The 26,254-nt window shown below is 42.5% G+C and carries 18 protein-coding genes and 1 pseudogene; 13 read left to right on the forward strand and 6 right to left on the reverse strand.

Translation table 11 applies throughout. The annotated features are described in order from the left end of the window. Window positions 1-46: 46 nt before the first annotated feature. Together PSE7429_RS08500 and PSE7429_RS08505 are read right to left on the reverse strand one after the other, a co-directional pair. Window positions 47-1,903 carry a polysaccharide deacetylase family protein gene (locus PSE7429_RS08500; RefSeq protein WP_009626728.1) on the reverse strand — a complete coding sequence of 619 codons (1,857 nt, stop codon included), beginning with the start codon at window positions 1,901-1,903 and terminating at the stop codon, window positions 47-49. A 300-nt stretch (window positions 1,904-2,203) separates the two neighbouring features. Next, entirely contained in the window at window positions 2,204-3,049 is an 846-nt protein-coding gene (locus PSE7429_RS08505) for a YdcF family protein (RefSeq protein WP_009626729.1), read from the reverse strand. Between the two features lie 772 nt (window positions 3,050-3,821). On the opposite strand from PSE7429_RS08505, the gene PSE7429_RS08510 reads away from it, so the two are divergent. The 7 genes from PSE7429_RS08510 (at window position 3,822) to PSE7429_RS08540 (ending at window position 12,804) form a co-directional block, all read left to right on the forward strand. Then, window positions 3,822-5,117 (forward strand): response regulator, encoded by a 1,296-nt coding sequence (locus tag PSE7429_RS08510; protein ID WP_009626730.1) that lies wholly within the window; start codon window positions 3,822-3,824, stop codon window positions 5,115-5,117. Window positions 5,118-5,325: 208 nt separating this feature from the next. Then, window positions 5,326-5,685, forward strand: a complete 360-nt coding sequence (locus PSE7429_RS08515) for a response regulator (protein ID WP_009626731.1) — start codon at window positions 5,326-5,328, stop codon at window positions 5,683-5,685. A gap of 136 nt (window positions 5,686-5,821) precedes the next feature. Continuing rightward, a complete protein-coding gene (locus tag PSE7429_RS08520; protein ID WP_009626732.1) occupies window positions 5,822-6,187 on the forward strand; it encodes a response regulator transcription factor in 366 nt (121 codons plus the stop codon). Window position 6,188: 1 nt separating this feature from the next. Beyond that, window positions 6,189-6,698, forward strand: a complete 510-nt coding sequence (locus PSE7429_RS08525; RefSeq protein WP_009626733.1) for a chemotaxis protein CheW — start codon at window positions 6,189-6,191, stop codon at window positions 6,696-6,698. 162 nt (window positions 6,699-6,860) lie between these two features. Continuing rightward, window positions 6,861-9,179 carry a methyl-accepting chemotaxis protein gene (locus PSE7429_RS08530; RefSeq protein ID WP_009626734.1) on the forward strand — a complete coding sequence of 773 codons (2,319 nt, stop codon included), beginning with the start codon at window positions 6,861-6,863 and terminating at the stop codon, window positions 9,177-9,179. Window positions 9,180-9,337: 158 nt separating this feature from the next. Beyond that, window positions 9,338-12,277 (forward strand): hybrid sensor histidine kinase/response regulator, encoded by a 2,940-nt coding sequence (locus tag PSE7429_RS08535; RefSeq protein WP_009626735.1) that lies wholly within the window; start codon window positions 9,338-9,340, stop codon window positions 12,275-12,277. Window positions 12,278-12,291: 14 nt separating this feature from the next. Beyond that, entirely contained in the window at window positions 12,292-12,804 is a 513-nt protein-coding gene (locus PSE7429_RS08540; protein WP_009626736.1) for a chemotaxis protein CheW, read from the forward strand. A gap of 125 nt (window positions 12,805-12,929) precedes the next feature. Here PSE7429_RS08540 and purL read toward each other — a convergent pair whose 3' ends face one another. Further along, window positions 12,930-15,257: a phosphoribosylformylglycinamidine synthase subunit PurL gene (purL, locus tag PSE7429_RS08545; protein ID WP_040687841.1), complete on the reverse strand. Its 2,328-nt coding sequence runs from the start codon at window positions 15,255-15,257 to the stop codon at window positions 12,930-12,932. A gap of 472 nt (window positions 15,258-15,729) precedes the next feature. Here purL and PSE7429_RS08550 point away from each other — a divergent pair, with 472 nt between their 5' ends. The 3 genes from PSE7429_RS08550 (at window position 15,730) to PSE7429_RS08560 (ending at window position 20,232) form a co-directional block, all read left to right on the forward strand. Continuing rightward, the gene (locus PSE7429_RS08550) at window positions 15,730-16,899 is read left to right on the forward strand and encodes a glycosyltransferase family 2 protein (protein WP_040687843.1); all 1,170 of its coding nucleotides are present in this window, start codon (window positions 15,730-15,732) and stop codon (window positions 16,897-16,899) included. 329 nt (window positions 16,900-17,228) lie between these two features. Beyond that, window positions 17,229-18,716 carry an NAD(P)/FAD-dependent oxidoreductase gene (locus PSE7429_RS08555; RefSeq protein WP_009626739.1) on the forward strand — a complete coding sequence of 496 codons (1,488 nt, stop codon included), beginning with the start codon at window positions 17,229-17,231 and terminating at the stop codon, window positions 18,714-18,716. Between the two features lie 382 nt (window positions 18,717-19,098). Further along, a complete protein-coding gene (locus PSE7429_RS08560) occupies window positions 19,099-20,232 on the forward strand; it encodes a hypothetical protein (protein WP_144052498.1) in 1,134 nt (377 codons plus the stop codon). Between the two features lie 446 nt (window positions 20,233-20,678). Here PSE7429_RS08560 and PSE7429_RS28155 read toward each other — a convergent pair. Then, window positions 20,679-20,828, reverse strand: a pseudogene (locus PSE7429_RS28155) (IS4 family transposase); the annotation flags it as partial. Between the two features lie 429 nt (window positions 20,829-21,257). On the opposite strand from PSE7429_RS28155, the gene PSE7429_RS08565 reads away from it, so the two are divergent. Both PSE7429_RS08565 and PSE7429_RS08570 read left to right on the forward strand, forming a co-directional pair. Continuing rightward, entirely contained in the window at window positions 21,258-22,214 is a 957-nt protein-coding gene (locus PSE7429_RS08565) for a glycosyltransferase (protein ID WP_009626741.1), read from the forward strand. Window positions 22,215-22,352: 138 nt separating this feature from the next. After that, window positions 22,353-22,763 (forward strand): GtrA family protein, encoded by a 411-nt coding sequence (locus PSE7429_RS08570; RefSeq protein ID WP_009626742.1) that lies wholly within the window; start codon window positions 22,353-22,355, stop codon window positions 22,761-22,763. A 225-nt stretch (window positions 22,764-22,988) separates the two neighbouring features. On the opposite strand, the gene PSE7429_RS08575 is transcribed toward PSE7429_RS08570, so the two are convergent. Together PSE7429_RS08575 and PSE7429_RS08580 are read right to left on the reverse strand one after the other, a co-directional pair. After that, on the reverse strand, window positions 22,989-24,323 hold the full coding sequence (locus PSE7429_RS08575; RefSeq protein WP_009626743.1) for an ATP-binding protein: 1,335 nt from the start codon (window positions 24,321-24,323) through the stop codon (window positions 22,989-22,991). Window positions 24,324-24,355: 32 nt separating this feature from the next. Then, window positions 24,356-24,640, reverse strand: a complete 285-nt coding sequence (locus tag PSE7429_RS08580; protein WP_009626744.1) for a DUF7734 family protein — start codon at window positions 24,638-24,640, stop codon at window positions 24,356-24,358. A gap of 238 nt (window positions 24,641-24,878) precedes the next feature. Here PSE7429_RS08580 and PSE7429_RS08585 point away from each other — a divergent pair, with 238 nt between their 5' ends. After that, the gene (locus tag PSE7429_RS08585; protein WP_009626745.1) at window positions 24,879-26,096 is read left to right on the forward strand and encodes a hypothetical protein; all 1,218 of its coding nucleotides are present in this window, start codon (window positions 24,879-24,881) and stop codon (window positions 26,094-26,096) included. Window positions 26,097-26,254 lie beyond the last annotated feature (158 nt).

The following is a 26,254-nucleotide window of genomic DNA, read 5'->3' on the forward strand; positions in this document are numbered from 1 at the left end:
AAGAAGATTGGCGCGCACGAAGTGCGCGCCAATCTTCTTTTGGGTTTTAATTCTGAGGATTGAAACTGACGGGACAATTAGGTTTATCTGCCGTTTCAGTACGGACAGGATCGGGCGGTAATAAAGCGACAATATGGGGTACGGGTCTTGGTTCGTACGCCATGACAGATTTACCTCGATAGGCAAGAGAGGCACTAGCTCCTGAATCCAGCATAACCACATCCTGTAAACCTCCCTTGGCTAAGATTTTGCCCAAACCGACAGAATCGATCATTTCCATAGTTACGCCAATTACAGGTCTTCCCGAACGGTCAATTCCCCAAAACGCGCGATCGCGACTAGCATCAAACCCGTAAAGTCTGCCAAAGGATTCGGCGGATTGAGGCTTACCATCGCGCACGAGCCAACCAGCCGCAACAAAAGCATCGGTTACATCGGACATCTCCGATCGCACAGCCTCTAGGGAAGTATGCTTAGCGGCATTAAAGGGGATAAATTTGACAGAAGTTGGTCCGATCAAAACTAGAGGTCGACCATTCAAAAGTGGGTTTTCACCCTTATTACCAGTGTTGAAAATGCCTGAATTGCTGGAAAACTGACTCATGACGGGGCCGATCATCGTATTTCCATCGATGCGTTCTAGGGAGAAAAAGCCGCCATCCACGGCGGCGATCGCATTAGGGGTCATGGACATGATCTCCGCAACCTGAGCCCGCTTGTCCGCATGGGCGGTGACAGCTTTGCCCCCATATACCAAGGTGAGGGACAACCCGTCAATGGTAACTTTACGTTTTTCCACGGGAGTAGTGAAATCGATAGAACCATTACTTACGTTTGGCAATAGCGCCATCTGATTTGAGGCTGTTCCTCCTGATGCTTGCTCGATCGCTTCGCTAAATCGCGATTGACCGAAACGCATAATCGAAAGTAAATCCTCCGATTCATTTGCCGATCGCTCTTGGCGCGGATCGAGACTCATGGAAAGTGCCGCTTTATAGCCCACATCCTTGACTTTATCCTTTGCCCGTTCGGTAAAGTCCCCTTCAGGATAGGTAAAGTAATCGATGGTAATTCCTAATTCTTTTTCAAGTACTTTTTTGGATTCCAGTACTTCGCGATCAATTTCCGCATCACTCAGATTTTTCATATTGAGATGATTTACGGTATGGGATGCCACGGTGATCAAGCCGCTTTTTTGCATTTCCCTTAGCTGATCCCATGTTGCCTTAGGCTTTTTCCCACCCGTCCCCACAAAACGGGTATGCACTGACCATACCGCAGGATAGTTATATTTCTTTAATAATGGGAATGCATATTTATATTGCCCCAAATAATTGTCATCAAAGGTAAGCAATACAGGCTTTTCTGGTAGTTGTCCCCCCGTACGCAGATAGCTTACCAGTCGATCCATTGTGATCGGGGTATAGCCTCCGTCTTGCAACATTTGAAAATGTTTTTCGAGATCCTCAGGAGTCACATCCCAATCAACATCTTTTACCGACGAAATGTCGTGATACATGATGATCGGGATTTTGGCTGCACGGGCGCGATCGCTAATTTGGGGGAAAGGGGCAGGAGTAAAGCTGGCGATCAGATCGGCATTGAGGCTACCGCCCAAACTTGATAGGGTTGGCAAGGGATCATTAGCGATCGCATTGATCGCCCTTACCTGATACAGGGAAGCCGTCACCGACTCTAGAGCATTGTATTGACAAAAGGATGCCGAACCTTTAGCCGTTTCTCCTAAGGAGGATGCAGGCACATCATCAGCAACGGCATTAGGACGATAGCTCACAAGTCGCGAGGCGATTGCCGCGCCCATCCCAGTTCCGAGGGCAGCTAATCCCAGCACGATCCAAATCGTGTTCGTGCTGCTGCTACTTTTGCCTTTGCCCCTGCTCATAAAGATTTATAAATTTTTTGAATATTACTACGGCTTATTTAATCAGAGAGCCATCACGTACACAAGTACTTATACCAAGTTAAGAAATGGCTACGCCATTTCTTATAGCTACAGTCACTTGACCTAGGACGAATCAAACCCCAAGAATTGATTGGCGGCGCGAAGCGCCGCCAATCAATTCTTGGGGTTTATGTCCTATTACATTTGGCGACAGCTATAACTTGAAAACTCTTACGAGGTTTAGTTTTTAATTCACAAAAGTGTTGTCACACTTTCGTGAATTGTTATTATAGGGATTTGCTAAGCCCAACCTACCATTTGATAAATAAATAATCCGATATATTCTTTAATTGCGTTGGTTGTATTTTTAAGAGCCTCCGCGCTAGGTAAAAGATCTAAAATTGATGCCCAACCCTTATTGTTTTCATGCTGGACTGCTAAAAAGTCTGTCGGTGCAGCAATGCATTCAAATCCAACTTTACGAAATATTTCCATCGATCGCGGCATATGCAGAGCAGAGGTTACTAATAATATTTGATTGATTCCTCTTTTACTTAAGATCTGTTTTGTATTCACCGCATTCTCACGGGTATTCAAAGACTGCGACTCTTGGATGATGGCTTGACTCGGTACTCCCACAAATTCAGCGATCGCCGCCATATCTTCGGATTCAGGATTACCACCTTCGCCATACCATTCGGCTCGACCTCCCGTTACCACTAGTAAGGGCGCATGACCCTGCTTATATAGCAACGAACCGTACAAAATCCGATCGCCCGCTTCATTAACTTCATACCAAGGTCGTGGGGATAGGCGCGGACGAGTACCACCACCCAAGACCACAATTGCTTCAACTTGCGGTAAATTACTTTTGGGCAAATATTGCCATTCTAGCGATCGCACTAACAACTGAGAGAGAAATTCATTACTGCCCAAGCATAAAACTGTTAAAGCAGTGCCGAGTAAAGCTGCAATTATCTTCTTTTTCGTGAATAGTTTGAAGGTTGCCTGAGAAGTGACATTGCTCGCATTGCGCGATCGTTTGTTTCGCCCTAAAAAAATTACTAAGGCAATCAATATTAAAAGAATCGATAAACCCAATGGGTAAAAGAACAGCGGTAAAAGTTTTGACAAAAAAAGTGACACAGCTTAAAACCATTTTTATAAAAATTACATAAGATAAAAGCTTCTTTAAAATCGTTTTATAGATACTACATATAAATAATACATAAAAATCTCCAGCTATGCTAATATTTGCAAGCTTGGGAGCAGGCAAAAACTAGGATAAGAAATCACATCAAGAAGTGATCTAGATCAAAAGCATTTGTGTAAATAAAATATGAAATAATTTAATTTCTTGAAAGTAATTGGGTAAGTTGACAGGTGTATTTAGGGGATTAATAAAGTTATTAATAGCTATTAAATATTGCTTAAATATGGTTGATCTGTAAGAACTTTATTCCATTTGCGATCAGACTATGCTTTAATAATCCATAAGGGAATTAACGATACATCACAAGTGAGCCATTAAGAGATATTAAGAAGTTATTGCGCTTGATTTCTGAGATTTTGGGCTTTAATTTAAATAGCTGGCTTAGCTGGCTTAGCTGAGAGATACTGAAAAATATCATTTTCAATATCTTTAATTAAGCTAAATACTTAAGCAACTGGCTTAAGTTAATATAATTCATCCAGCGTAGTTAGCATTAATAACGCTTGTGAAGCCAAATGTAAGGGATTGGGGATTATTCCAAAACGATCTACTACTTTTTGCTGACCGATAAGGATTTTACGGGGGTAAGATAATTTCAATAATTCAAGAGCTAAAAAGCTTAAGGCTTCATTCGTAAAATCAAAACATTCCTAAGGTGTGTGATTTCGATATCAATTCCGAACTTAACAATTGGTAGTAATTACTATGATGTGTTCTGACATTCATATAGACGATGTAAGTCAAGACAAAAAACAATCTGCTCGCGAACTTTTAAAAAGTTTGGAATTAAGCAGAGATGGATGCGTTTATTTTGTCCGCGATCGCGTTCGTTGGTCATTTTATATAGTACGCGGTAAATTGGTGTACGCTTCACACTCCTTAGATAGTTTTGAGCGTCTAGAAAGACATTTAAGATCGCTCAGCCGAGAAGTCCCCTCCCTGAACGATAAACTGCGATCGCAACTGCGGCTAATGTTTGACGATCCATCGCCCGAAAAGGCAAAATACAAAGTTACGAGCGAAATGCTTTGTGTTGAATACCTAGCCATTCTTTGGCTCGTAGATGAGAACTACCTGCCCAAGCCGATGGCTGGTAAATTAGTGGCGCGGATCATCCAAGAAGTAGTGGAATCATTCCTCTGCTTACCCAATGGCAACTTTAACGATATTTATTACGAGCATTTCCTGCAACAGACCTATTGCAGTTTATCGATCGATCGCATTGTCGAAGTTGTTAATCAGCGTCTAAAAGCATGGTACAGCCTTGGACCGACGATTCGTTCTCCTTACCAATGCCCGTATTTAGTTAGTCAGTCAACCGCCGAAAAGAGCATGTCTCCTGAAACTGTCCAGCGCCTTGGACGCATTTTACGGGGATTTAACTTTTGTCAATTGGGAGCATTACTATCGAAGGATCCTTTAGCGATCGCCAAGCAGCTCAGTATCCTCATTAGTGATGGTGCGATCCTGTTAAGGGATCCCTTATCACCCTTTGACATGCTGCCCCATACCTACTATCTAGCTCCCGAAGCTGAGCAGGAAAATATCACGCAACTGTCGGAAACTTTTGTTGATGAAGTTAGCTCAGGGGATGATATCGCCAACATTTCGCAAGCTTTCAAAAGTCAATCCGCCAAAACATGGAAGATTGTATGTATTGATGATAGCGAATCGATGCTGAGTATTATTAGCAGTTATCTAGGACGAGAAGATTTTCAAGTTACCTTAATCCAAGACTCCATGAAGGCGTTGATGAAGATTAATTCAATTCGTCCCGATCTAATTTTGTTGGATATAGGAATGCCTAATGTTGATGGTTATCAACTATGTACTTTAATTCGCAAGTCTTCAGCCCTTAAGGATATTCCCATTGTTATGGTAACAGGAAATAAGGGGATAATCGATCGCGCAAGAGCTCGTTTTGCAGGAGCTACTGACTACCTGACTAAGCCATTTATGCAGGCAGACTTGCTCAAAATGATGATGCGACACCTGCTCTAAAATATACATAATTTGGCTGATTAATAGTCTCTTAATGCCTTCTAAGTCATGTATGTGGGACAATTCAACTAAATTATGTTATATTTATGTCCTATTTAGAATTAGAAAATTGGATAGAAATTACTTGATTTAAAGTAAGACTGAAATTTCAAATCTAATGTATTTAATAGGCAAAGTTAATTAACTGAAAGCAATTTTAGAGGCTATTATGACGACGATTCTCGTGGTTGAAGATACTCCTTCCGAGCAGGATTTGATTGTTAGCTATTTAGGCGAAGGTGGGTATAATGTTGTTACTGCAACAAATGGACAGGAAGCTCTCAAAAAGATTGGAGACAAGAAACCCAATGTAGTAATTACCGACTTGGTAATGCCTGGGATGAGTGGATTGGAGCTATGTCGGAGCTTAAAAAAGAACGATGACACTAAGGACATTCCTGTAGTGGCTTGTACTTCTAAGGATCAAGAGCTAGATCGATTGTGGGGGATGAAACAAGGAATTGCTATTTACTTAACTAAGCCATTTTCTCGTGACGATATATTGAGAGCAGTTCGTTCGGTCGTCTAGATAGAATGGCTTCTTGATACCTCGCGTAGAAGACGTTTTTACATTGCTCTACTAACTTTACTAATTATTTTCTAATTAGGAGTTCATCCAAAACCTCATCCTATCCAATTCAACATAATAGCAAGGAGATAAGATCTTGATTAAAGTATTGGTTGTGGAAGATACGAATTCAGAACGCGAATTAATTTGTGACTATCTGCGAGAAGGCGGATATTCTGTAATCAGTGCCTGCGACGGGAAAGATGGGTTGGATAAATTTGAGCAAAGCCGACCTAACGTTGTAATTACAGATCTCATGATGCCTGAGATGAGTGGATTGGAACTATGTAGAGCAATTAAAAAATCGATCCTAGGGGCTGTTCCTGTCATTGCTTGCACGGCAAAAAAACAGGATTTAGATCGGTTTTGGGGTATGAAACAGGGGCTAGATGCCTATCTAACTAAGCCGTTTACAAGAAATGACATAGTGCAAGCGGTACAGTCTCTAAGTTTAGGAGAATGACGTGAGTAATTTGACGATTGAACTACGGGAAGAGAAGTCGCAAGCGATCGCGGGATTGCCTTACTTGAGTCTGTATGTGGAACGTAATATCAACGTCGCCGTGCAGTTAAAGTTTGTCCGCGAGACCTTAACATTGGGAGGCGATCGCTTTACTCAAATGCCCAACGTTCATTCCTGTTTAATTGGTTTAGTCGAGCACCGCAGTAATGTTTTTTGGGTACTCGACTTACCTCAACTATTGGGATTTGAATCCCTCGATTCGACGACGGTTGAGAAGCATATAGCGGTTTTACAAATAGCCGATATGTTTCTCGGTTTAGCTGTGTATAGTGTCAGCCGAGTACTACGATTTACCGAGACAGACATCGTATCTCCCTTAGTATTGCCAAATACTAAGGCTGCACTCCAATCCGTACCTTTTCTCAAGGGTTGTGTGATGGCTCCCGATGGCAATAACAGCATATATGTACTTGATGCTGAGGCGATCGCGAACTTCAATTTTGCTATCTAGGCTTGCTATCTAGATTTGCTATTCAAGAGGGTTAGGACGGGCAAATCTTTGGAATTATATAGCCTAACCTCAAAAAATTTTCGATACAGATTCGATACAAATTCGATACAAATTCGATCTAACAGCCAAAACTAACAGATAAAACTAACAGAGGATAAATCAATGGTTCTCGATTCGCGCACCCATGTCGATAGCACTGAAAAAATCAAGGATAAGGGCGATCAAGCCCCTGCTAATGGCTCCATTGATATAACGGAAATCACCTCAACGGCTCCGCCTACATCGGGGAAAAAGGCTGCATCAAAACAGCGCAAACCGATTGGTCAATGGTGGCAAGCTTTAGGATTACGCACGAAAACCACGATTGTTTCGGTGGCGGCGATTACGATTCCCTTGATTTCCTTGGGGGGCTTTGCTTACCTTTATGTTGGACAAAATATCGCAAACTCAACCAAGCAATCTCAAGCTCTCCAAACTCAGGGGCTGGCAACTCGGATGGCATATTTCATGCGAGAGCGATATGGAGATGCTCAAACATTGTCACAACTATCATTTTTAACCAACCCCAAAGTACAAGCCCTTTTAACAGCCCCAGAACAAAAGACAATCCTCGAAAATTATCTCAAGTCTTATTTGGTCTATGACAGTATTGCGGTAGCTGCCTTAGATGGGCGAGTATTTCTTGACGCTGGCGAACCTTCCCTCCCTAATGTTTCTCAAAGACCTTGGTTCCAAACGGTTCTCACAACTGACAAGCCCTTCATTAGTCAACCTGAAGTATCCCCTTCATCTAAAAAAGTTAGTATCTTTGTTGCCGCGCCTGTCAAGGATGTTAACACTGGTAAAACTATTGCAATTATTCGCGCTCGACTGAAAACGGATTCGTTGGACGAGGTGATTAAGGATGTTGGTGGAGGTAATTCCAAATACTACTTAACTGAATCTGACGGTAGTTTCTTTTTGGCGACGGACAAGGATAGAATTGGACGTACTTTTAAATCTGACTTTCCCTTATTAACTCCTATCCTTGCCAAGCGGGAAACAAGTTCCGCAACAGTGGTTGACAGTCAAACTTCGCAAGAGCAGTTTGCGGGTTATGCTCCTCTACCACAGTTGGATGGACTGCCAGATTTAAAATGGGATGCAGTACTGGCGATTGACAGTAGTACTGCGCTTAAGCCCTTGCAACAGTTGCTTTTAATTTTGCTCCTTGCCACTACAGGCGTAGGGGCTGTGGCGACCCTATTGGCAATTTTTATCGCCCAACGCGCCACCCAACCCGTTATAGATGCAACCGCTGCGGTGGTTGAACTAGGTAAGGGCAATCTCGATACTCGGCTTACGATCCAAGGGCAAGATGAGTTGGCTCAGTTGGGAGGCAACATCAACTTAATGGCAGGACAGCTACAGGAATTTATCGCCCTTCAAGAAGTCCAAGTACAACAATCGGCGGAAGCCGCAGAAAGAGAGCGTTTGCGCAGCGAATCCATTCAGCGTGAGTTGATCGAATTGCTATCGGATGTTGAAGGTGCAGCATCGGGAGACTTGACCGTACGCGCTAAGATATCTGCTGGGGAAATTGGGATCGTTGCCGACTTTTTTAACGCGATCGTGGAAAGTTTGCGGGATGTTGTATCGCAGGTAAAAGTTGCTACGTTGCAGGTAAACACCTCAGTAAACACTAATAATGAATCGATTCGTACCCTAGCCAGCGACGCGACCCTACAAGCAGAACAACTGGATGATGCGCTGCAATCGGTAGAACAGATGACCGACTCGATCCAACAGGTGGCAAGTAATGCGAAAGAAGCTGCCGACGCATCTAACTCAGCGGCGGCAACTGCGGAAACTGGTAGTTTAGCGATCGAGAAGTCCGCCGAAAGTATCCTACAACTACGGCAAACCGTTGCGGAAACAGCTAAAAAGGTCAAGAGACTGGGTGAAGCTTCGCAACAGATTTCTAAGGTAGTCGTGCTGATCGATCAAATCGCGCTCAAAACCAACATGCTAGCGGTAAACGCCAGTATTGAGGCGGCTCGCGCAGGGGAAGAAGGTCGCGGTTTCGCGGTTGTTGCGGAAGAAGTTGGTGCATTGGCGGCGCAGTCAGCAACGGCAACTAAAGAAATCTCCCGAATTGTTGAGAGCATTCAACAGGAAACTAGCGAGGTTGTGGAATCCATGGAAGCTAGTACGGTACAGGTGGTTGAAGGTACGAATAAGGTTGAAGATGCCCGTAGAAGTTTGAATCAGATTGTGGAAGTGGCAAGGAAAGTAAACGAACTGTTCCAAGGTATTTCTTCGGCTACTACTTCACAGGTGCAAACTTCACAATCGGTGAAGTCGGTTATGGAAAATCTTTCCAATCAATCGCAGAAGTCCTCAGAAACATCGCGAGAAGTATCGATCGCTCTCCAAGAAACCGCAAACGTCGCTAGTAAGCTGCAAGCTTCGGTTGAGACATTTAAGGTAGATGTGGCATAGCCTATATTTGATGGTCTATTTGATGGTCAATTTATGTTTTACCTAGGCAAGGCAAAGATAAGGCAAAGACAAGGTAAAAATAACTCTATAGATTAAGTTTATAGATAACTCATAGATTGACCATCCATCTAAAAATATCAAAATTAGTAGAGGTCGATATGGCTATTGATACATTAACCGATCGCGAATGGAAAGTGCGATTACTGTTTCTCGATGAAGTTAGAGATTATCTCACTGACATCGAAACGGAAGTATTAGGTTTGAGCGATCGCGGTTTACAGAAATCGGCGATTAATAAAATTTTGCGGGCTGCTCACTCGATGAAGGGAGGGGCTGCCATGATGGGTTTTCAGGCTCTCAGCGAGCTAGCCCACCAGTTAGAAGACTTTTTTAAGATCTTGCAAGCCAAAAATCAAACAGCGATCGCTTCTGAGATGGAAAGCCTATTTCTAGGGGTGATCGATGGTATGGGTAAGGTTGCCAACATTCATAAGCAGCGCAAATTACCCAATATTGATTGGATGCAGGAGCAGATTGAGCCGCCTTTTCGGCAGCTCCATGCCATATTAGGAGACCTATCCTCCCACGATGAAGCTAGTCTTCTATCCGAAGAGGTCGGGCAAGATATGCGCGTCCTCATGTTTACGACTGAAGTGGATGCTTGCCTCGATCGCTTAACTAGTGTTCTTAACGATCCCAATGCGCAGTTACTTAAGGAAGAATTTGAACTTACAAGTCAGGAGTTTGGCTGTTTAGGTGAAATGTTGGAGTTACCAGCCTTTAGCCAACTTTGTGAAGAGATCGCTCAAGCCTTAGCAGACAAAAGTAATAATCTTAAAGAAGTAGCAACCGCAGCATTAGCAGCTTGGCGGCGATCGCAAGCGCTAGTTTTGGTGAACCAGTTTCAAGCCTTACCCACACATTTTGAAATAGTAACGGCAAACCCACCGTCGGTTAAAGATCTGCTTAGTTCTCCCGCGCCAGAGTCAACTTTGCAGGATTCTCTAGAGGAAACTGCTAGTCCAAATGAGGACAGCATTATCTATGAACATATTATCTATGAAGATCCGACTATCAGTCTCGATCAATCATTACTGGATATATCAGATTTTCAAGATATAACCCCGAATGGTTCGATTATTGGCGAAAATCTGCCAAATAAGTCCGAACAAAATATCGATACTACGGTGCGGATTCCCTTACAACAGTTGGAATTGCTGAGCGATCGCTTTGGTGAACTGAATGCGGAACGGAGTGGATTGCGCCTTCAGTTAAAACGGATGCGTGACCTAGTGCAACTGTTAAATAAGAGAATGCATGGCTTAGAGGAGTCCAACGCCCAATTGAGAGAAGCCTACGATCGCGTAGCCACCTCGGAAACTTTTAAACCCATAGCCGCTACCCCTCCTTCTGAAAAGTTAGCTCTCCCCCCTAGCGAAACCTTTCTACCCTATGCCAGTCGATTTGATCTCTTAGAAATGGACTCCTATAGTGAGTTGCACGTACTATCAAGGGAAATTATGGATAGCGTGGTGCAGTTGCAGGAGGTATCCAGCGACTTGGAGACCGCTTTAACCGATACCGAAAGCACCGAACGCGAGCTAGGGCGAGCCTCACGGCAAATGCAAACGGCGATCGAACAGGCGAGAATGCGAATGCTTAGTGAGATTTTTGGTCGATTCCCGCGCCTCCTCCGCGACCTATCCCTATCCCATGGCAAGCAGGTTGAATTGGTAGTCCGTGGTAGTTCAACATTGGTGGAGCGATCGGTAATTGAAGTTTTAGAAGATCCGCTTTTACATCTGATTCGGAACGCTTTCGACCATGGGATCGAATCCCCCGAAGCCCGTATTGCCAAAGGTAAACCACCGAAGGGGAAAATCGAAATTGCCGCTGGTTATCGAGGTAACCAAACCATAATTACGGTTAGCGACGATGGTAATGGGATCGATTTCGCCAAACTCCGCGATCGCGCTTTACAAATGGGATTAAGTGAGAGTGATCTGGATGATTCGACCGAAATCGAGCTTTTGGAATTGATTTTTGAAGCTGGCTTTAGTACGGCGGAGCGCGTAACCTCGCTTTCAGGGCGCGGCGTGGGGATGGATGTGGTCCGCTCGAATTTGAATAGAATTGGAGGAAATGTCCGTGTTGAAACCGAAGCGGGCAAAGGTACGACTTTTATTTTGACAGTGCCCGTTTCTCTATCTATTGCTAAGGTGCTTCTGTTTGAGAGCAGTGGCTTACAGATGGCAATTCTCGTCAGCGGCGTTGAAGAAATTCTTCTCATTAAAGATGCGAAGATCCACACCGTTGCCGATCAGAGATTGCTCGATTGGGAAGGATATTCCGTACCTTTATTTAAACTCGGTGATCGCCTTCAGTTCTCTCGCCCCCAATTACAGACAGAGACGGAAAACCGCCCTATTGTTGATGAGCCCTTAATTGCGATCGTAACCCACAATAACGTGCCGTTTGGGTTGCAGGTCGATCGCTATTGGGGTGAGCAGGAAGTTACGATTCGCGGTGTCCAGAGTCTCATTCCTCTGCCCACAGGCTTTATGGGTTGTGCGATCTTGGGCGGCGGTAAGCTCGTACCTCTGGTGGATATTGATGGATTAGTTGCTTGGGCGATCGATATTGATCTTCCCCTTAGCAAGCCGCTCACGCTCATGCCTAAGAAAGATACGCAGAGAACGACGGTATTGGTAGTTGACGATTCGATTAACGTGCGGCGCTTTGTCGCAATGACCCTAGAAAAAGCCAACTATCGAGTTGAACAGGCTAAGGACGGGCTGGAGGCGATGGAAAAATTGCGGAAAATGCAAACATTGCCTAAAAACGCTCAGGTCAGTTTGGTCATCTGCGACATTGAGATGCCCCGTCTTGATGGCTTTGGCTTTTTAGTGCAGTCCCGTGCCGACCCCCATTGCCAAGATCTTCCTGTCGTTATGCTCACATCGCGCAGTGGCAATAAGCACCGAGATTTGGCGATGCGTTTGGGAGCATCAGCATATTTCTCTAAGCCCTTTAAGGATAACGAGCTCTTACAAACCCTATCGCAACTGATCTTTAATCGGCAGCTACAGTCAACTTAAAACTCAGAATCCCTATGCCAGCTATTTCTTCTCTGCGATCGCAAAGACTTTCCGAACTTCGTACCGATATCGGGCAGCAATATGTTGCTTTTAGAATGCGCCTCGCATGGTTTATTCTTCCCGTCAAATCCATTTATCGGGTGATTCCCCTTGAAAAAACTATTCCCAAACTTACTGTAGTAGGGCAGAATGTGCCGATTGTCGATCTAGGCAAACTACTATTTGCACAGACGCAAACTGCTGCTAACACAGTTCAGCCACTCATCGTCAATGGCGCGAGAGTCGTCTCAAAACCCTGTCTAGTCGTAGTTCGCAGTCAAACTGACGATCTAGTTGGGATACTCAGTAACTCTCAGCCAGCGCTCCAAAAAATCTTGCAGGATGACCTCGTACCGCTACCACAAACCTATGTGCAGCGTTGGAAAGTCGATTTTATTACTTCTATGACTATTCCTTCTAAGGAACGTCCCTCTTTATTTGCGATCGATAGCGATCGCTTAGCCTCAAAAATTTTGCATACAAAATAATCTATCGCAATGTATAGCTTTAGCAACGCAAGGTGAAAAAAACAATAGAGAATTGCGGCGCTCTGCGCTGCAATTCTCTATTGTTTTTGAGGATGGGCGGCGCTTAGCGCCGCCCATCCTCATTTTTATAAGCCATGTCCCATGCGTTTGGGAATCGCTTCATTAAAATTCTTCGTGATTTGGGCGAGGGATAGGGCGATCGCCTGATCATCTCCAATAGCAATGGTCAGGTCACTATTTGCCTCGCTGACCCTGCCCATATATTGCCAATTTTTGCCCAAAAGATCACTAAGGTATTCTTCCCACAAGGTGCGATCGCTTTCTTTGACTGACACAACAATGCGACTTGCCCCTTCGCCAAATAAAATTTGGGTGGGATGTAAGCCTTCCACCGCTGACAACTGGATCTGGGCCGTGAGTTTGCCAGAAATAGAGGACTCCGCCAAAGCGATCGCCAATCCGCCCTCTGAACAATCATGGGCCGACCGTACTAACCCTCGCGCAATACCTTGGCGGCAGACCAACTGCACTTGGCGCTCTAGTTCAAAGTTTACGGGCAGGGGTTTGCCAGCCACCTCACCGATCACTGAGGCAAGATATTCCGAACCCGCCAAGCTAACGCGATCGCTGCCGAGCAGATAAATTGCATCCCCAGCGGATTGCCAGCCCTGACCGCAAACCTTAGTCACATCCTCAACTAGTCCGACCATACCGATGACTGGAGTGGGATAGATGGGCTGAGAAGTTCCTTCCGCATTAATTGTCTCGTTGTAAAGCGAAACATTGCCGCCAGTAACAGGGGTTTGCAATTCGCGGCAGGCATCGGCAATACCGCGACAAGCCTCATGCAATTGCCAATAACCGATCGCATGTTCTGGGCTACCAAAGTTTAAATTATCCGTAACTGATAGCGGTTCCGAGCCAACACAGGAGAGGTTGCGAGCCGCTTCGGCTACCGCCAGTCTCGCTCCTTCATAGGGATCGAGATAGACATAACGGGCATTGCAATCGACGGTAGCCGCCACTCCCACCAGAGATTCCACATTGCATTGCCTAGAATCCAACTCACCCGTGCCGAAACCTTGACTGCGCAAACGAATTACCGCCGCATCCGCTCCTCCAGGGAAAATTACCGTATTATTCTGAACTTGATGATCGTATTGGCGATAGACCCAGGTCTTGGAAGCGATCGCAGGGGTATCGAGGAGCTGCAAAAGGGCTTCATTAGGGGTAATCGCTTTAAAAGCAGCGATCGCCGTTTGCTCGTCCCAAGCCCAAGCTTTTTGGGCATATTCAGGAGTGTCAGCGAGTTGACGATGATAAATAGGGGTATTGTCTGCCAGCGCAGTGGCAGGAATCTCCGCTGCGATCTCACCATGCCAGAGAATCCGCACAATCGGTTCCGCTAGAACCTCACCTGCCACCACGGCATGAAGTCCCCACCGTTCAAAAATATCGATTAGTTCTTGCTCTCTTCCCTTATGGGCGACAAATAGCATCCGTTCCTGTGATTCGGAAAGTAGATATTCATAGGGAGTCATTCCCGTTTCACGGGCAGGAATCTTATCCAAGTCCAGTACAACCCCCACACCTCCTTTCGCCGCCATTTCTGAAGTGGAACAGGTCAACCCCGCAGCCCCCATGTCCTGCGCTGCCACCACAGCACCAGTTTTAAATGCTTCCAGACAAGCTTCCACTAGGGCTTTCTCAAGGAAGGGATCGCCCACCTGTACCGCAGGACGGCTCTGTTCCGACTTGTCTGAAAGTTCGGAACTGGCAAAACTCGCTCCCTTCATGCCGTCTCGTCCCGTGGTAGAACCAACATAAATCACGGGATTCCCGACTCCTGAAGCGCCCGACTTGACGATTTCCTTCGTTTCCATAATGCCGATCGCCATGGCATTTACGAGCGGATTGCGGTTGTAGGCTTTGTCAAAGTAGACTTCCCCACCCACCGTGGGCACACCGATACAATTACCATAGCCAGCAATCCCGTTGACAATGCCATTGACGCGACTGCGTACCCAAGGATCGGACAGCTCGCCAAATCTTAAGGAATTCAAGAGAGCTACAGGTCTTGCACCCATGGTAAAAATATCACGCAAAATACCTCCGACTCCCGTGGCTGCGCCTTGGTATGGCTCGACGGCGGAGGGGCGATTGTGACTTTCGATCTTAAAACTAATCGCAATCTCGTCGGTAATTTTGACCACCCCTGCATTTTCTCCAGGACCAACCAAAATGCGATCGCCTGTAGTGGGAAATTGTTTTAGTAAAGGACGAGAATTTTTATAACAGCAATGCTCTGACCACATTACGCCAAACATCCCCAATTCGGCTTTGTTAGGCTCACGACCAAGGCGATCGCAAATCATTTGATATTCTTCTAGGGTTAACCCCTCAGATTTGATTTCGGCTGGGGAAAACTTGGCTGTAGCGGTATTGACGGTCATAATTAACATGCGAAAAAGTTTGGGAATGCTGATTTGATAGCTCGGCAATTACTCTCAGCAGCTATTAATCTAACATTTTTATCGCAAAATTATCGATTGTAAAACGAGTCAAAACCGATAGCTAACAGGCAAACTTTCCCCAATTCTTCTAAATCTTTTCTTGTTAAAAACTTCCGTAACTATATCGCTATCGATAGCGATCTCCACTCGCATTATTACATTCACCCCAAAAGAGAAGGTTAGCGCGAAGTCCCAATCTTCTCTTCTTGAGCTGAATGGGCGGCGCAAAGCACCACTCATCTTTTTGCTATACAATCTCCTCTATTAACCATCATCATCTAAAACTGGTAGCGATCGTTTATGACATTTGGCACTCATTGGAATTATATTGCATTAATGAATTAAACCTGTAAATCTCCGTAATTCTAATGCTATAATTCAGGATAAGTTTTGCTTGGCAATGATGCTATTGATGCTGTTAATTAAGGTGCAACAAACCATGCAAGAAATAGCTTCAGAAAAACCCCTAGTAACTGTACTAATGCCCTGCCTAAATGAGGCAGAAACTTTAGGAACCTGTATTACCAAAGCAAAAAACTATTTTCTGCACCATGACATCGATGGTGAAGTCTTAATAGCCGATAATGGAAGCACCGATGGCTCGCAAGAAATCGCCACTCGGTTAGGCGCTCGTATCGTCCATATCCAAGAAAAAGGCTATGGCAACGCCCTTAGAGGTGGTATAGCCAATGCCGAAGGTCGGTATATTATCATCGGAGATGCTGATGATAGTTATGATTTCTCCGACCTAACCTTGTTTATCAATAAGCTCCTAGAAGGCTACGAACTGGTCATGGGTAATCGTTTCAAAGGTGGTATCAAAAAAGGAGCCATGCCCCCTTTGCATCGATACCTAGGCAATCCCGTACTTACATGGATCGGGCGTTTATTTTTTCCTAGTCCCTGTGGTGATTTTCACTGTGGTTTACGAGGATTCAGAAAAGATGCGATCGAATCATTAAACTTGCGAACTACAGGAATGGAATTTGCGAGTGAAATGGTCGTGAAGGCAAGTCTCTACAAAATGCAGATTGCCGAAGTGCCTACTATTCTCTATCCCGATGGGCGCAACCGCTCGCCCCATTTGCGAAGTTGGCGCGATGGCTGGCGGCATTTAAGATTTTTACTGCTTTTTAGTCCCAGATGGCTATTTCTCTACCCAGGCATGATTTTGATGATTGCTGGATTGCTGACCGCGATCATCCTGTTAAGCGGAACTAAAGTCCATTCCTTAATTTATTCAACTACGGCAATTGTGATTGGATTCCAAACCGTGGTGTTTAGTATATTCACCAAAGCTTTTGCCATGGCTGAAGGTTTAATTCCTGATGATTATCGACTCAAAAAGCTGTTACATTTTCTCAACTTAGAGAAGGGGTTAATATGTGGAATCTTCTTGATCTTTATGGGCTTCATGGGATCTCTCTATGCACTGAAAATGTGGGAATCAAATTCCTTTGGATTCCTGAATCCTAGCCAAACTATGCGAATCGTTATTCCATCAGTTACTTGCTTAGCACTGGGCTTTCAAGTAATTTTCTCCAGTTTCTTTTTGAGCATCCTTGCGCTAAAAAGAAGCTAGTCATTGTTTAGGAGTATACACATCTTGTAAAGGAACTTTACCGAACCTATTTTTATGCTCTGACTGAAATTCATAATTGTGGGGTCAAAGATATTTTGATTGCTTATTTCGATGGCTTAACGCGGATATCGCTTGCTATTAGCTGTTCCATAGTTGGCGCTCCTATAGACAAAGATGTTTTTTTAGAGTTGTCCTTCGAGTTCATTGCGGTCTACTAATATCAAAATTGTTATGTTTCCCTAGTATCGCTTAGTAAATTCTAAATCGCTATCTTGTTTTTTAATAGCAACGAAAATCTGATAATATTTTTAAAAATATTATCAGAACTTATGTCAACAGACTCAAAGTCCTCACACACATTTGTTCTTGGTGCTGGACCAGCAGGATTAGCTTCTGCATATACGCTTTCTAAACATCATCATCAAGTCACAGTTATCGAGCGAGAGTCTCAAGTGGGGGGACTAGCCAAAAGTATTTATTTTCGTGATTTTATTCTCGATTGTGGACCACACCGTTTCTTTACAAAGCTGCCACCTGTCATTCAATTATGGAATGATGTACTAGAAAACGAACAAGTTACAGTTAATCGGTTGACCAGAATATTCTATGGGGGTAAATATTTCCGCTACCCAATTCAAGCAAAAGAAGTTGTGTTTGCCTTAGGACTTCGGGAAACTTTTAATATCCTTTATTCCTATTTACTAAGTCGTATTAACCATAATCACGCTCCTCAAAACTTTGCGGAATGGGTAATATCTAAATTTGGTAAACGCTTATTTAGTATTTTTTTTGAAGGCTATACTGAAAAGCTTTGGGGAATTCCTTGCACTGAAATTGAAGCAGAATGGGCTTCCCAACGCATTAGAGGTATATCTCTAAGCACAGCAATCCGTAATGCAGTTTTTGGGAATAGTGGCAAAGTCAAGTCTCTAATCGAGAAATTTCAGTTCCCAAGATTGGGCTCTGGGCAACTATACGAAAAAATCTGCGATCGCCTATATTCTCAAAATCAACCAGTTTTGCTAAGTACCGAAGTAATTAGTTGCTGTCATGACGGCTCAAAAATCACCCAAATTGTTGTACGCGATCGTCATACAGGGATAGAGTCCACTACTGATTGTAACCATGTTATTTCTACAATCCCTCTCAATCTGCTAATAGAGCAACTACATCCATCTCCACCATCAGAAGTAATTGCTGCTGCCCAATCTTTAAGGTTTCGCAACACAATTCTAGTGTACTTAATTGTAGATAGTGAATCACTATTTCCTGATAATTGGTTATACATTAATGATGCTAAAGTTCGTTTAGGTAGAGTGACTAACTTTGCAAATTGGTCGCCAGATATGTTGCCTAATTCAGCAAATACACAAACCCCTTTATGTTGTGAATATTGGTGTAATAGTAATGAGTGTATTTGGCAAGAATCTGAAGAAAATTTAATATCACTTGCAATTCAAGAACTGCGTCAAATTAACCTCTTGAATCAAGAAACTGTAAGTGATTCTTTTGTGTTGCGTTTACCTAAAACTTATCCTGTTTATACAAATAATTATCGGGAAGCAATCACTATACTTAGAAACTATTTGACACAATTTTCTAATCTGCAATTAATTGGACGTTCTGGCTCATTTAAATATAATAATCAAGATCATAGTTTACTAATGGGGATTTGGGCGGCAGAAAATATTATAAGTGGAGGGAGGAATCATGATTTATGGTCAGTAAATTCAGACGCAGATTATATTGAAGAAATTGATTTAAAGCTAATTGATAATACTAATAAATTGTATATCGCTAAAAATATTACGAGTTAAGAAATGCAACAAGATTTATAATAACTTAGTAAATCTTGCTTAGTAAATATTTCTTAGGATGTTTTTTAAGCCTATGAGTGAAATTGTTATTGATTTTAGTGTTCTCTCTGTTTTTGAATTTCTAAATTGAATCACTTCATTTAATATATCTTGTCTTCATTAGTTGTTATGTGTTTCATGGTTATAAAAAATAGCTTGAGATCGCTTCAATATTTTGTGTTTATAGCAATTTTAATTAAATTTTATTGGTCATAAGCTACATTTATTCAGTTTGCAGAAAATACTTGTTAACATAGCAAAATACTTGTCAATCTGTAATTAAAAAATGAATCAATTGATTGATTGTTACAAGAGAATATGCCACTTGTTTCAAACATATAAGATGGCTGTTATTCTATTTATTTTTCTAGCCATAATTTTAGGTCTAGTAACTCCATTTAATTCTGGAGAAACTCCACCAATGCTATTAGCAAAGGAGATTTTGGTTGGCAAACCTTATTTGCCTCAAAAGATAGATTGGATAGAAATGTTGGAATGGGAAGGACATCACTATATTGCATACCCACCCATGGTAACTTTTATGGTTTTACCATATGTCTTAATTGGTGGTCAGTATTTGGGTGGTGCAATAATTAACTCGATTATGATCTTTGGATCGTCGATTTTATTGTTTTTGCTAGTTAAGCAATTACAGGGAATTAGACAATGGTCATCATTAGCCGCGATCGCTTATATACTGGGCACTACCAATTTACATTCAGCTCATAATGGAAGCGTATGGCTTTTCATGCATAGCCAAGGGAATTTCTTTCTCTTGTTGTCACTATGGCTTTTCATTAGTAAACGTGCATATTTTGGGGCAGGCTTGAGTTTTGCGATCGCCTTTCAAATACGTTATGTGATTATATTGGGGATATCTATATTTCCTATATACGCTTTTTATTCCTTTCAATCGTTACCAACTATTTCTAATTGGCGTAGATTTTTATTAGGTATATTACCGCCCTGTCTTATCACTTGGGCTTTTCAATGGTGGACTTTAGGTAATCCATTTCTCTCTCCCTATACAATTGCTTGGCAGCAATGGGGAATGACTGGAGTTACTTTCTCGTTCGAGTATTTGTCTCGTAATTTTCAAATTTATTTTTTAGAGATGCCTAAACTACTAAAGGAATTTCCTTATCTGCAGTTTAATTTAGGTGGACAGGCAATGTGGGTTATTAGCCCTTTCTTATTAGGAGTTCTATTTCTGAACTTTAGGCAAAGGTTTGTCTGGGCATTTTTACCAGCAGCAATTGGCATGGTAATTGCTTATCTCTTCTATTGGTATACGGGTGCTACCCAGTACGGAACTCGATATATCCAAGATATTTTTCCAATCTTAATTCCACTAGCATTTGCAGGATTCAGTTATAAAAATTTATTGGCAAAGAACCTACTACTAGTATTGGTTTTAATCTCTTGCTTAATTAATATTTATGCTGTGATGTTTTCCTTGAAAACTACTTGGAATTAGATACATATTATTAGATGCACAAGTATCTAAGAGTAATTAAATATAAAAACCAAAAAGATGTAGCGCACGCGTAGAATTCTCTACAGACTTTGACTCTGGGGTTTAATTATGTCTAGCTACTTATTAATTTATATCATTTTAATATTTTAATCTAGTATAGCTACAGTCACTTAACTTAAGACAAATCAAACCCCAATAACTGACTGGCGACGCTGCGCGTCGCCAGTCAGTTATTGGGGTTTATATCCTAGTAGACTTGGCGACATCTATATAACAAAACAAAAGATTGCTAAGAAAAATTAAAACCTAAAGGATGAGTACGACGCAAGGTCCCATTTCTCATTTTTTAGGTTCTATATTCTAATAAAAACTTACGTTGCTTAGCTACTTATACCAATGAAAGGCTTCAATTTAGCACAGTAAGTCCATGATTTGAGTATTTGGATTTTGTAATGTGATTCGACTATTTTCGCTTCATCTCTAAAATCTGTGCTAATTTCGGCTAGGTTTAATATCTTTAATCACATTAGAGTAAGCAGAAATACAGATACAAATGCTAGTCTTACTATATTCCATTGTAGATGTTTCTGAAACATTTCTCGGAATAGGTTAGTCGTCTTTGATGGGTGGTATAGTTCATAGCTAAACCAAAGCTAGAGGATGTACCATCTTTTAATCTGAAAGTTATGTGCTTCTAGTTTTTAAATCTACTTATAGCACTTTTCAAGCAAGCGATGTACATAGAGTTATTTCCACGTCAAAGGTGGGCAATAACTCTGTACTTCGCTAAACTGAACAAGGATCTATACTAGGCTGCCTGTTTACGATGTGGTTATCTTTTATAAAAGCTCTTTCTGTCTAGTTTTGCGAACTTTTGTCCTAAGTACCAAATCACAAAACAGCTATGCCCTTTGGTGATTTTAAAACCCTGACTGGGTTTAATTTTGAATTCATAACAGTGGGACAACACTTTTGTGAATTGGTATAAGCGATGTAGTTAATTGAGAATATAAAAGTAGAAAAACATGGATCGACCTTGGTTATCGGTTTTAATTCCCACGTATAACGGCAAAGATTATCTTCGATTTACTTTAGATTCAATTCTCAGGCAGGGCGATCGCCATATTGAATGTATCGCGATCGACGATGGCTCGACCGATGAAACCCTTGAAATCTTGAACGTCTATTTAGACAGACTTCCACTTAAAGTTATTCAAGGAGTGCGAAAAGGTAATTGGGTGGCAACTACTAACCATATTCTATCTATTGCTACTGCTGATTATGTCTGTTTCTTACATCAGGATGATATTTGGCTCGACGATCGACTTCGCATCATGAAATCTTTAATTGATAAACATCCGCAGGTAAATTTATTTTTACATGCTTCCCAATTTATTGATCGCGATGGTAAATGTTTGGGCTTATGGAAAAGTCCTTTGCCGAAATATCCATTGGCAACCCCGCCGCATACGCTGGTTAAGAGGTTACTCATCCAGAATTTTATTGCCATTCCCGCTCCCATTTTTAGAAGAGAAGCCGCTTTGCAGGTTGGCGGACTAGATGAAAAGCTATGGTACACAGCCGACTGGGATTTTTGGCTAAAGCTTGCAGCCCTTGGCTCAACTATATATTATCCCCATCCCCTTTCTGCTTTTCGCATTCATGCAGATTCCCAAACCATAGTGAGAAGTTCCTATTTGCATGACTTTCAACAACAGCACGCCATAGTGTTAAACAGGCATTTAAAACTATGGCAAGCATCGCAAAAGTCTCGCCATAACACCAAAAGAATCGCCATTTTTTCCATCCGCATGAATACAGCTTTAGCGGGAATAATTCATGGACAGAAGGTTAATTTGTTGAAGCTTTTAGTTTCTTTTTTAGTATTAGGGACTGCGGGATGGTATCGATACTGGCAATACTCTCGCATCTGGGAAAGGGTTACAGCAAGATTAAAAGTCAGATTAAGTACCTCAGCATAATTAAAATCCAGATCTAAAACCTGCGGCGCACGCGGCGCACGCGCCGCAGGTTTTAGGGTTTTATATTTAATTAAGCCCACTTACTTAATAACTAACATCAGTTAATTTCTAAGTTGATTACTAGAATCAAATATTAGTATGAAATATCTCAAATCCAAAGCTTCCTATGTTTCTCTAGAAAATCAATTTTTAAGATTTTTTTTAGTGGGAGGTTTTTGCGCTTTTCTAAATATAGTCATACTATATATTCTCACGGGTATATTAAATTTTCATTATCTCTTGTCTGTTTTAATTCAAACAGTTGTTGTTAACTATATAGGATTTTATTTAAATAGGCGCTTTACTTTTAAAAAGACAAAAGGTAACTTTTGGGAAGGATTGCTTAAGTATTACACTGTAATGATTTCAAGTTTTTTAATGGTTTCTAGCTTGATGTATTTATTGGTAGATATTTTTCGTGTTTGGTATTTATATGCATTTGTTTTGATTACTATTATGATGATGATTTTTAATTTTTTATCTCATCAGAAATGGACTTTTAAAAAGTAAATTTATCCCAATCCCCAATTATCCCAATTTTCAAAATGGTAATGTCATTTTAGCGATCGCACAGTCTTACCCCCAATTCCCAAAATGGCAACGCCATTTTGGGAATTGGGATTACTGCTTTTGTTGCAAAGTAGCTGGGTATAATTAAAACCTCAAAACCTGTAGCGCAAGCTGTGCATGCGCTACAGGTTTTGAGATTATATATTTAATTGCACCTAGCTACTCTCAATTCTTAATTTGGAGATCGGCTTGCAAAAAATCCACGAACTGCTGGGCGGTACGCCCCGATTGACCGTTGTGGCGAGTAGCCCATTGCAAAGCGCGAAAATCGAGATCGTCATTCATTAAATTAATGCCCGCACGTTTTGCAAGATGATGCACGATTTTGAGATAAATTTCTTGATCGGCTTGTAAAAAGGTTAAAGTTAAACCAAAGCGATCGCTGAGGGATAGTTTTTCTTGCATGGTGTCCCAAGGATTGACCTCTTTGCTATTGCTCAGATCTCTCAGGCTAGGGCGATCGCTAAAATATTCACGTAACAAATGACGACGATTAGAGGTGGCGTAAACCAACAGATTATTGGGTTGGGACGAGAGATTACCCTCTAGCACGACCTTAAGAGCCTTGTAGTCTTCACTTTCTTCTTCAAAGGATAGGTCATCGACAAAAATGATAAATTTCTGGGGAGATTGTCGCACTATATCAGCAATGATTGGTAAGTCCTTAAGGTCGTTTTTAGTCACCTCAATTATGCGCAATCCGCGATCGCGATAGGCATACATTAGCGACTTCACCATGGAAGACTTGCCCGTCCCGCGACTGCCATAGAGCAGCACATGTAAAGCGGGGTAACCAGACAAAAAAGCTTCAGTATTTTTGTAAAGGGTTTGTCGCTGTGTTTCGTAGCCGATGAGATCGGATAATTGCACCAGATCGGGATGGGGAATTCCTTGTAAATGACCTTTGCGCCAACGAAAAGCATCGTAATCGGTAAATATACCCGTGCCCGATTGTTGGTAATAATTGGCTAATTCAGGTAACAGTTGCGTCCAATCATCGGCTGTTTGAAATTTCAGAATTAGCGATCGCTTAATTTCTGGAAGCTTTGACATATTACTTTCGGCCAACTGCCAAGTGACGAGGCGATCATCTAAGGACTCAATCCAATCGACGAGTTTATCCCCACCCCAGAGACTCAGCTCTTCTAAAATTTTGAGGTCATGCTTTGCCGCCGCAACTAAAGCAATGGATAAGCGATCGAAGGGAGTAGTTTGCGATTGCCGACTAAAGGGATTATCGGAGGTTAGGATTTGTAAAATTACGTAGTCCCGCCAGTTATAGCCTGTAGCAGCAATGGCTCTAAACCACTTACCATAGGCAAATAAATAACTAAGATGGCGGGAGCTGTTTTCATGACCGTCCAAAGCGAAGTTGGCAAGGCTATGCAATAGTTTGACATAGCTTTCCCATACTTCCTGCTCTAATATATTTTGGTACAGCAGCAATGAGGCAATTTTTACCTGCTTTCTATAGATTGATTGGCGGGTTTCTTCAAGCATAGTAACCACGTTAAAATTGTGAGGTTTCTGCCTCACAAATAATCTTTAAATCTTTCCCATGTTATCCCCTGTTGGATATAGTTAGGCTGATTTGGTCGGTAAGGTGCTGTGAGGCGATCGATGGTTAAAATTTCGGCGCGATCGGGAATTACGGGGACATCGGGATCGAAAGCCGTCGATCGCATTAGTGAGCTGGAAAAACCCTTGAAAATCATCACTTCATCAAGTTCTTCTCCGAGTTTTAGTTTTACTAGCAATACCTCTTGAGGATGTTTAGCACTATAGTTTTCCAGTTGCTGACCTTGATTTAGAGACATAATTTTTAAAATGTAATTTTTAAAATGTAATTTTTAAAATGTAATTTGGGATCAATTACTGCAATAAGTTGCAATAAGTACTTGTGCAAAATAAATTATGGAAACCTATAAAGTTGCGCCCCTGCGGGGCTCGACTTTATAGGTTTGGCTGTAATTAATTATGCCTAGCTACTTATCTTTGGAACTCAGTCTGAAATGATGATGTCAAAATATTAAATTAATTTCAAAGGCTTTAGGCATGTGGAACAATCAATTACTTGTTCGTACTTTATCGATCGCAATTCTGACTTTACCACTAGTGAGTACGACCTTTAATGCAGGGGCGATCGCTGAAACAACCTTTGGACAAGTAGGGCAAGATGGGAGTCGGGGTAAGGATGGGCGCAATGGGCGCGACGGGCAAGACACCAAAATTATCCTTGATGGTAAACCTGCCGCCTATAATCTCACAGGGATAATGGGAGATGATGCCCAAGATGGTAAAACTGGGCGATCGGCAAGTATGTGTGAGCAGCCCTATCGTCCTGAGTATTCGTTAGTGGGCGCATCGGGTGGTCGTGGCGGCGATGGTGGCAATGGTGGTCGTGGAGGCAATGGCGGCAATGCGACGGTCTTTTATACGGATGCCACCGCACTTCAGCAGCTAGAAATTCGTAATTCAGGCGGTAAAGGCGGTCGCAATGGACGTAGTGCGGTGGGTGGAAAGGGATGTGAATGCCAAGAAACGGAATGGCGGATTAAATATTGTGATTGGGAAATTACCCGTCGTCCTTTTAACGATGATAAAGCTGAATGGCAATCCTATTCTAGGGATACGAAGCTATGCTATCGATCAGGCGATGATTACGATCGCCCATCTTCGCGAGTATCGGAATATCGTCGCGATGATTGGCTCTATCGGCGCACCTATAAAGGCGTTTCTCGCTCTGACTACTATTCCTGCCGTAGAGGAATTGACGGAGAGAATGGTAATGACGGACGCGATGGCGAGATGGGTAGTTATGGAAAAGTCACTCTCGTACCGCGCTTAGATATTCCTGCGGAGGTAATCAGCGATCGCACTCCCTTAGCAGATGCGATCGGCAAGAAAGTTGGTCTGATCAAAAATATTTGGGTCGAGCGCAATGGTTTAGCTAAACTGCTGCGAGCTAGTTCTGATGTATCCGATCGCTATACCTATCTCAAAGATACCGCAAGACTATTTTATCGATTTGACTGGGTAGCACCAGAAACACCAAAAACATTAGGGATCGATCGCGTGGAGATTGGTGCGATCGCTAATGTCCGCAACGAAGCAGCTGAAATCCAATATCAATTGCCAGGAACCTTAGAATATCAAGTCCTGCCTGCCAACTCCGCTGACAACCTGCAAGTCGTCAAGATTACAGGGGGCTTTGCCCCCGACCGCGTTAAGTCATTTCAAGTGCAAAGTATCTCAGCTTACTTTTCCCGTTAAGTATAAATTTGGGCAAGAAGCCAACCTTGGCAAAGATCGCGTAAATTAGACCAACCACGCCAGAGAACTTGAATACCAATGGGAGACTTACGACGATGTTCAAGATAGCCGCCAAGGAAAGCAATGGATTCGATCGCCCAAGCAACGGTTAAAACAGG

The sequence above is a fragment of the Pseudanabaena biceps PCC 7429 genome, from assembly GCF_000332215.1.
GTDB lineage: Bacteria > Cyanobacteriota > Cyanobacteriia > Pseudanabaenales > Pseudanabaenaceae > Pseudanabaena > Pseudanabaena biceps.

Coding starts and splice junctions, on each gene's coding strand:
- PSE7429_RS08540 (WP_009626736.1), top strand. CDS start 12,292: ATGCCAGCTATTTCTTCTCTGCGATCGCAAAGACTTTCCGAACTTCGT.
- PSE7429_RS08575 (WP_009626743.1), bottom strand. CDS start 24,323: ATGCTTGAAGAAACCCGCCAATCAATCTATAGAAAGCAGGTAAAAATT.
- PSE7429_RS08550 (WP_040687843.1), top strand. CDS start 15,730: ATGCTGTTAATTAAGGTGCAACAAACCATGCAAGAAATAGCTTCAGAA.
- purL (WP_040687841.1), bottom strand. CDS start 15,257: ATGACCGTCAATACCGCTACAGCCAAGTTTTCCCCAGCCGAAATCAAA.
- PSE7429_RS08535 (WP_009626735.1), top strand. CDS start 9,338: ATGGCTATTGATACATTAACCGATCGCGAATGGAAAGTGCGATTACTG.
- PSE7429_RS08515 (WP_009626731.1), top strand. CDS start 5,326: ATGACGACGATTCTCGTGGTTGAAGATACTCCTTCCGAGCAGGATTTG.
- PSE7429_RS08570 (WP_009626742.1), top strand. CDS start 22,353: ATGAAATATCTCAAATCCAAAGCTTCCTATGTTTCTCTAGAAAATCAA.
- PSE7429_RS08510 (WP_009626730.1), top strand. CDS start 3,822: ATGATGTGTTCTGACATTCATATAGACGATGTAAGTCAAGACAAAAAA.
- PSE7429_RS08565 (WP_009626741.1), top strand. CDS start 21,258: ATGGATCGACCTTGGTTATCGGTTTTAATTCCCACGTATAACGGCAAA.
- PSE7429_RS08555 (WP_009626739.1), top strand. CDS start 17,229: ATGTCAACAGACTCAAAGTCCTCACACACATTTGTTCTTGGTGCTGGA.
- PSE7429_RS08580 (WP_009626744.1), bottom strand. CDS start 24,640: ATGTCTCTAAATCAAGGTCAGCAACTGGAAAACTATAGTGCTAAACAT.
- PSE7429_RS08530 (WP_009626734.1), top strand. CDS start 6,861: ATGGTTCTCGATTCGCGCACCCATGTCGATAGCACTGAAAAAATCAAG.
- PSE7429_RS08585 (WP_009626745.1), top strand. CDS start 24,879: ATGTGGAACAATCAATTACTTGTTCGTACTTTATCGATCGCAATTCTG.
- PSE7429_RS08500 (WP_009626728.1), bottom strand. CDS start 1,903: ATGAGCAGGGGCAAAGGCAAAAGTAGCAGCAGCACGAACACGATTTGG.
- PSE7429_RS08560 (WP_144052498.1), top strand. CDS start 19,099: ATGGCTGTTATTCTATTTATTTTTCTAGCCATAATTTTAGGTCTAGTA.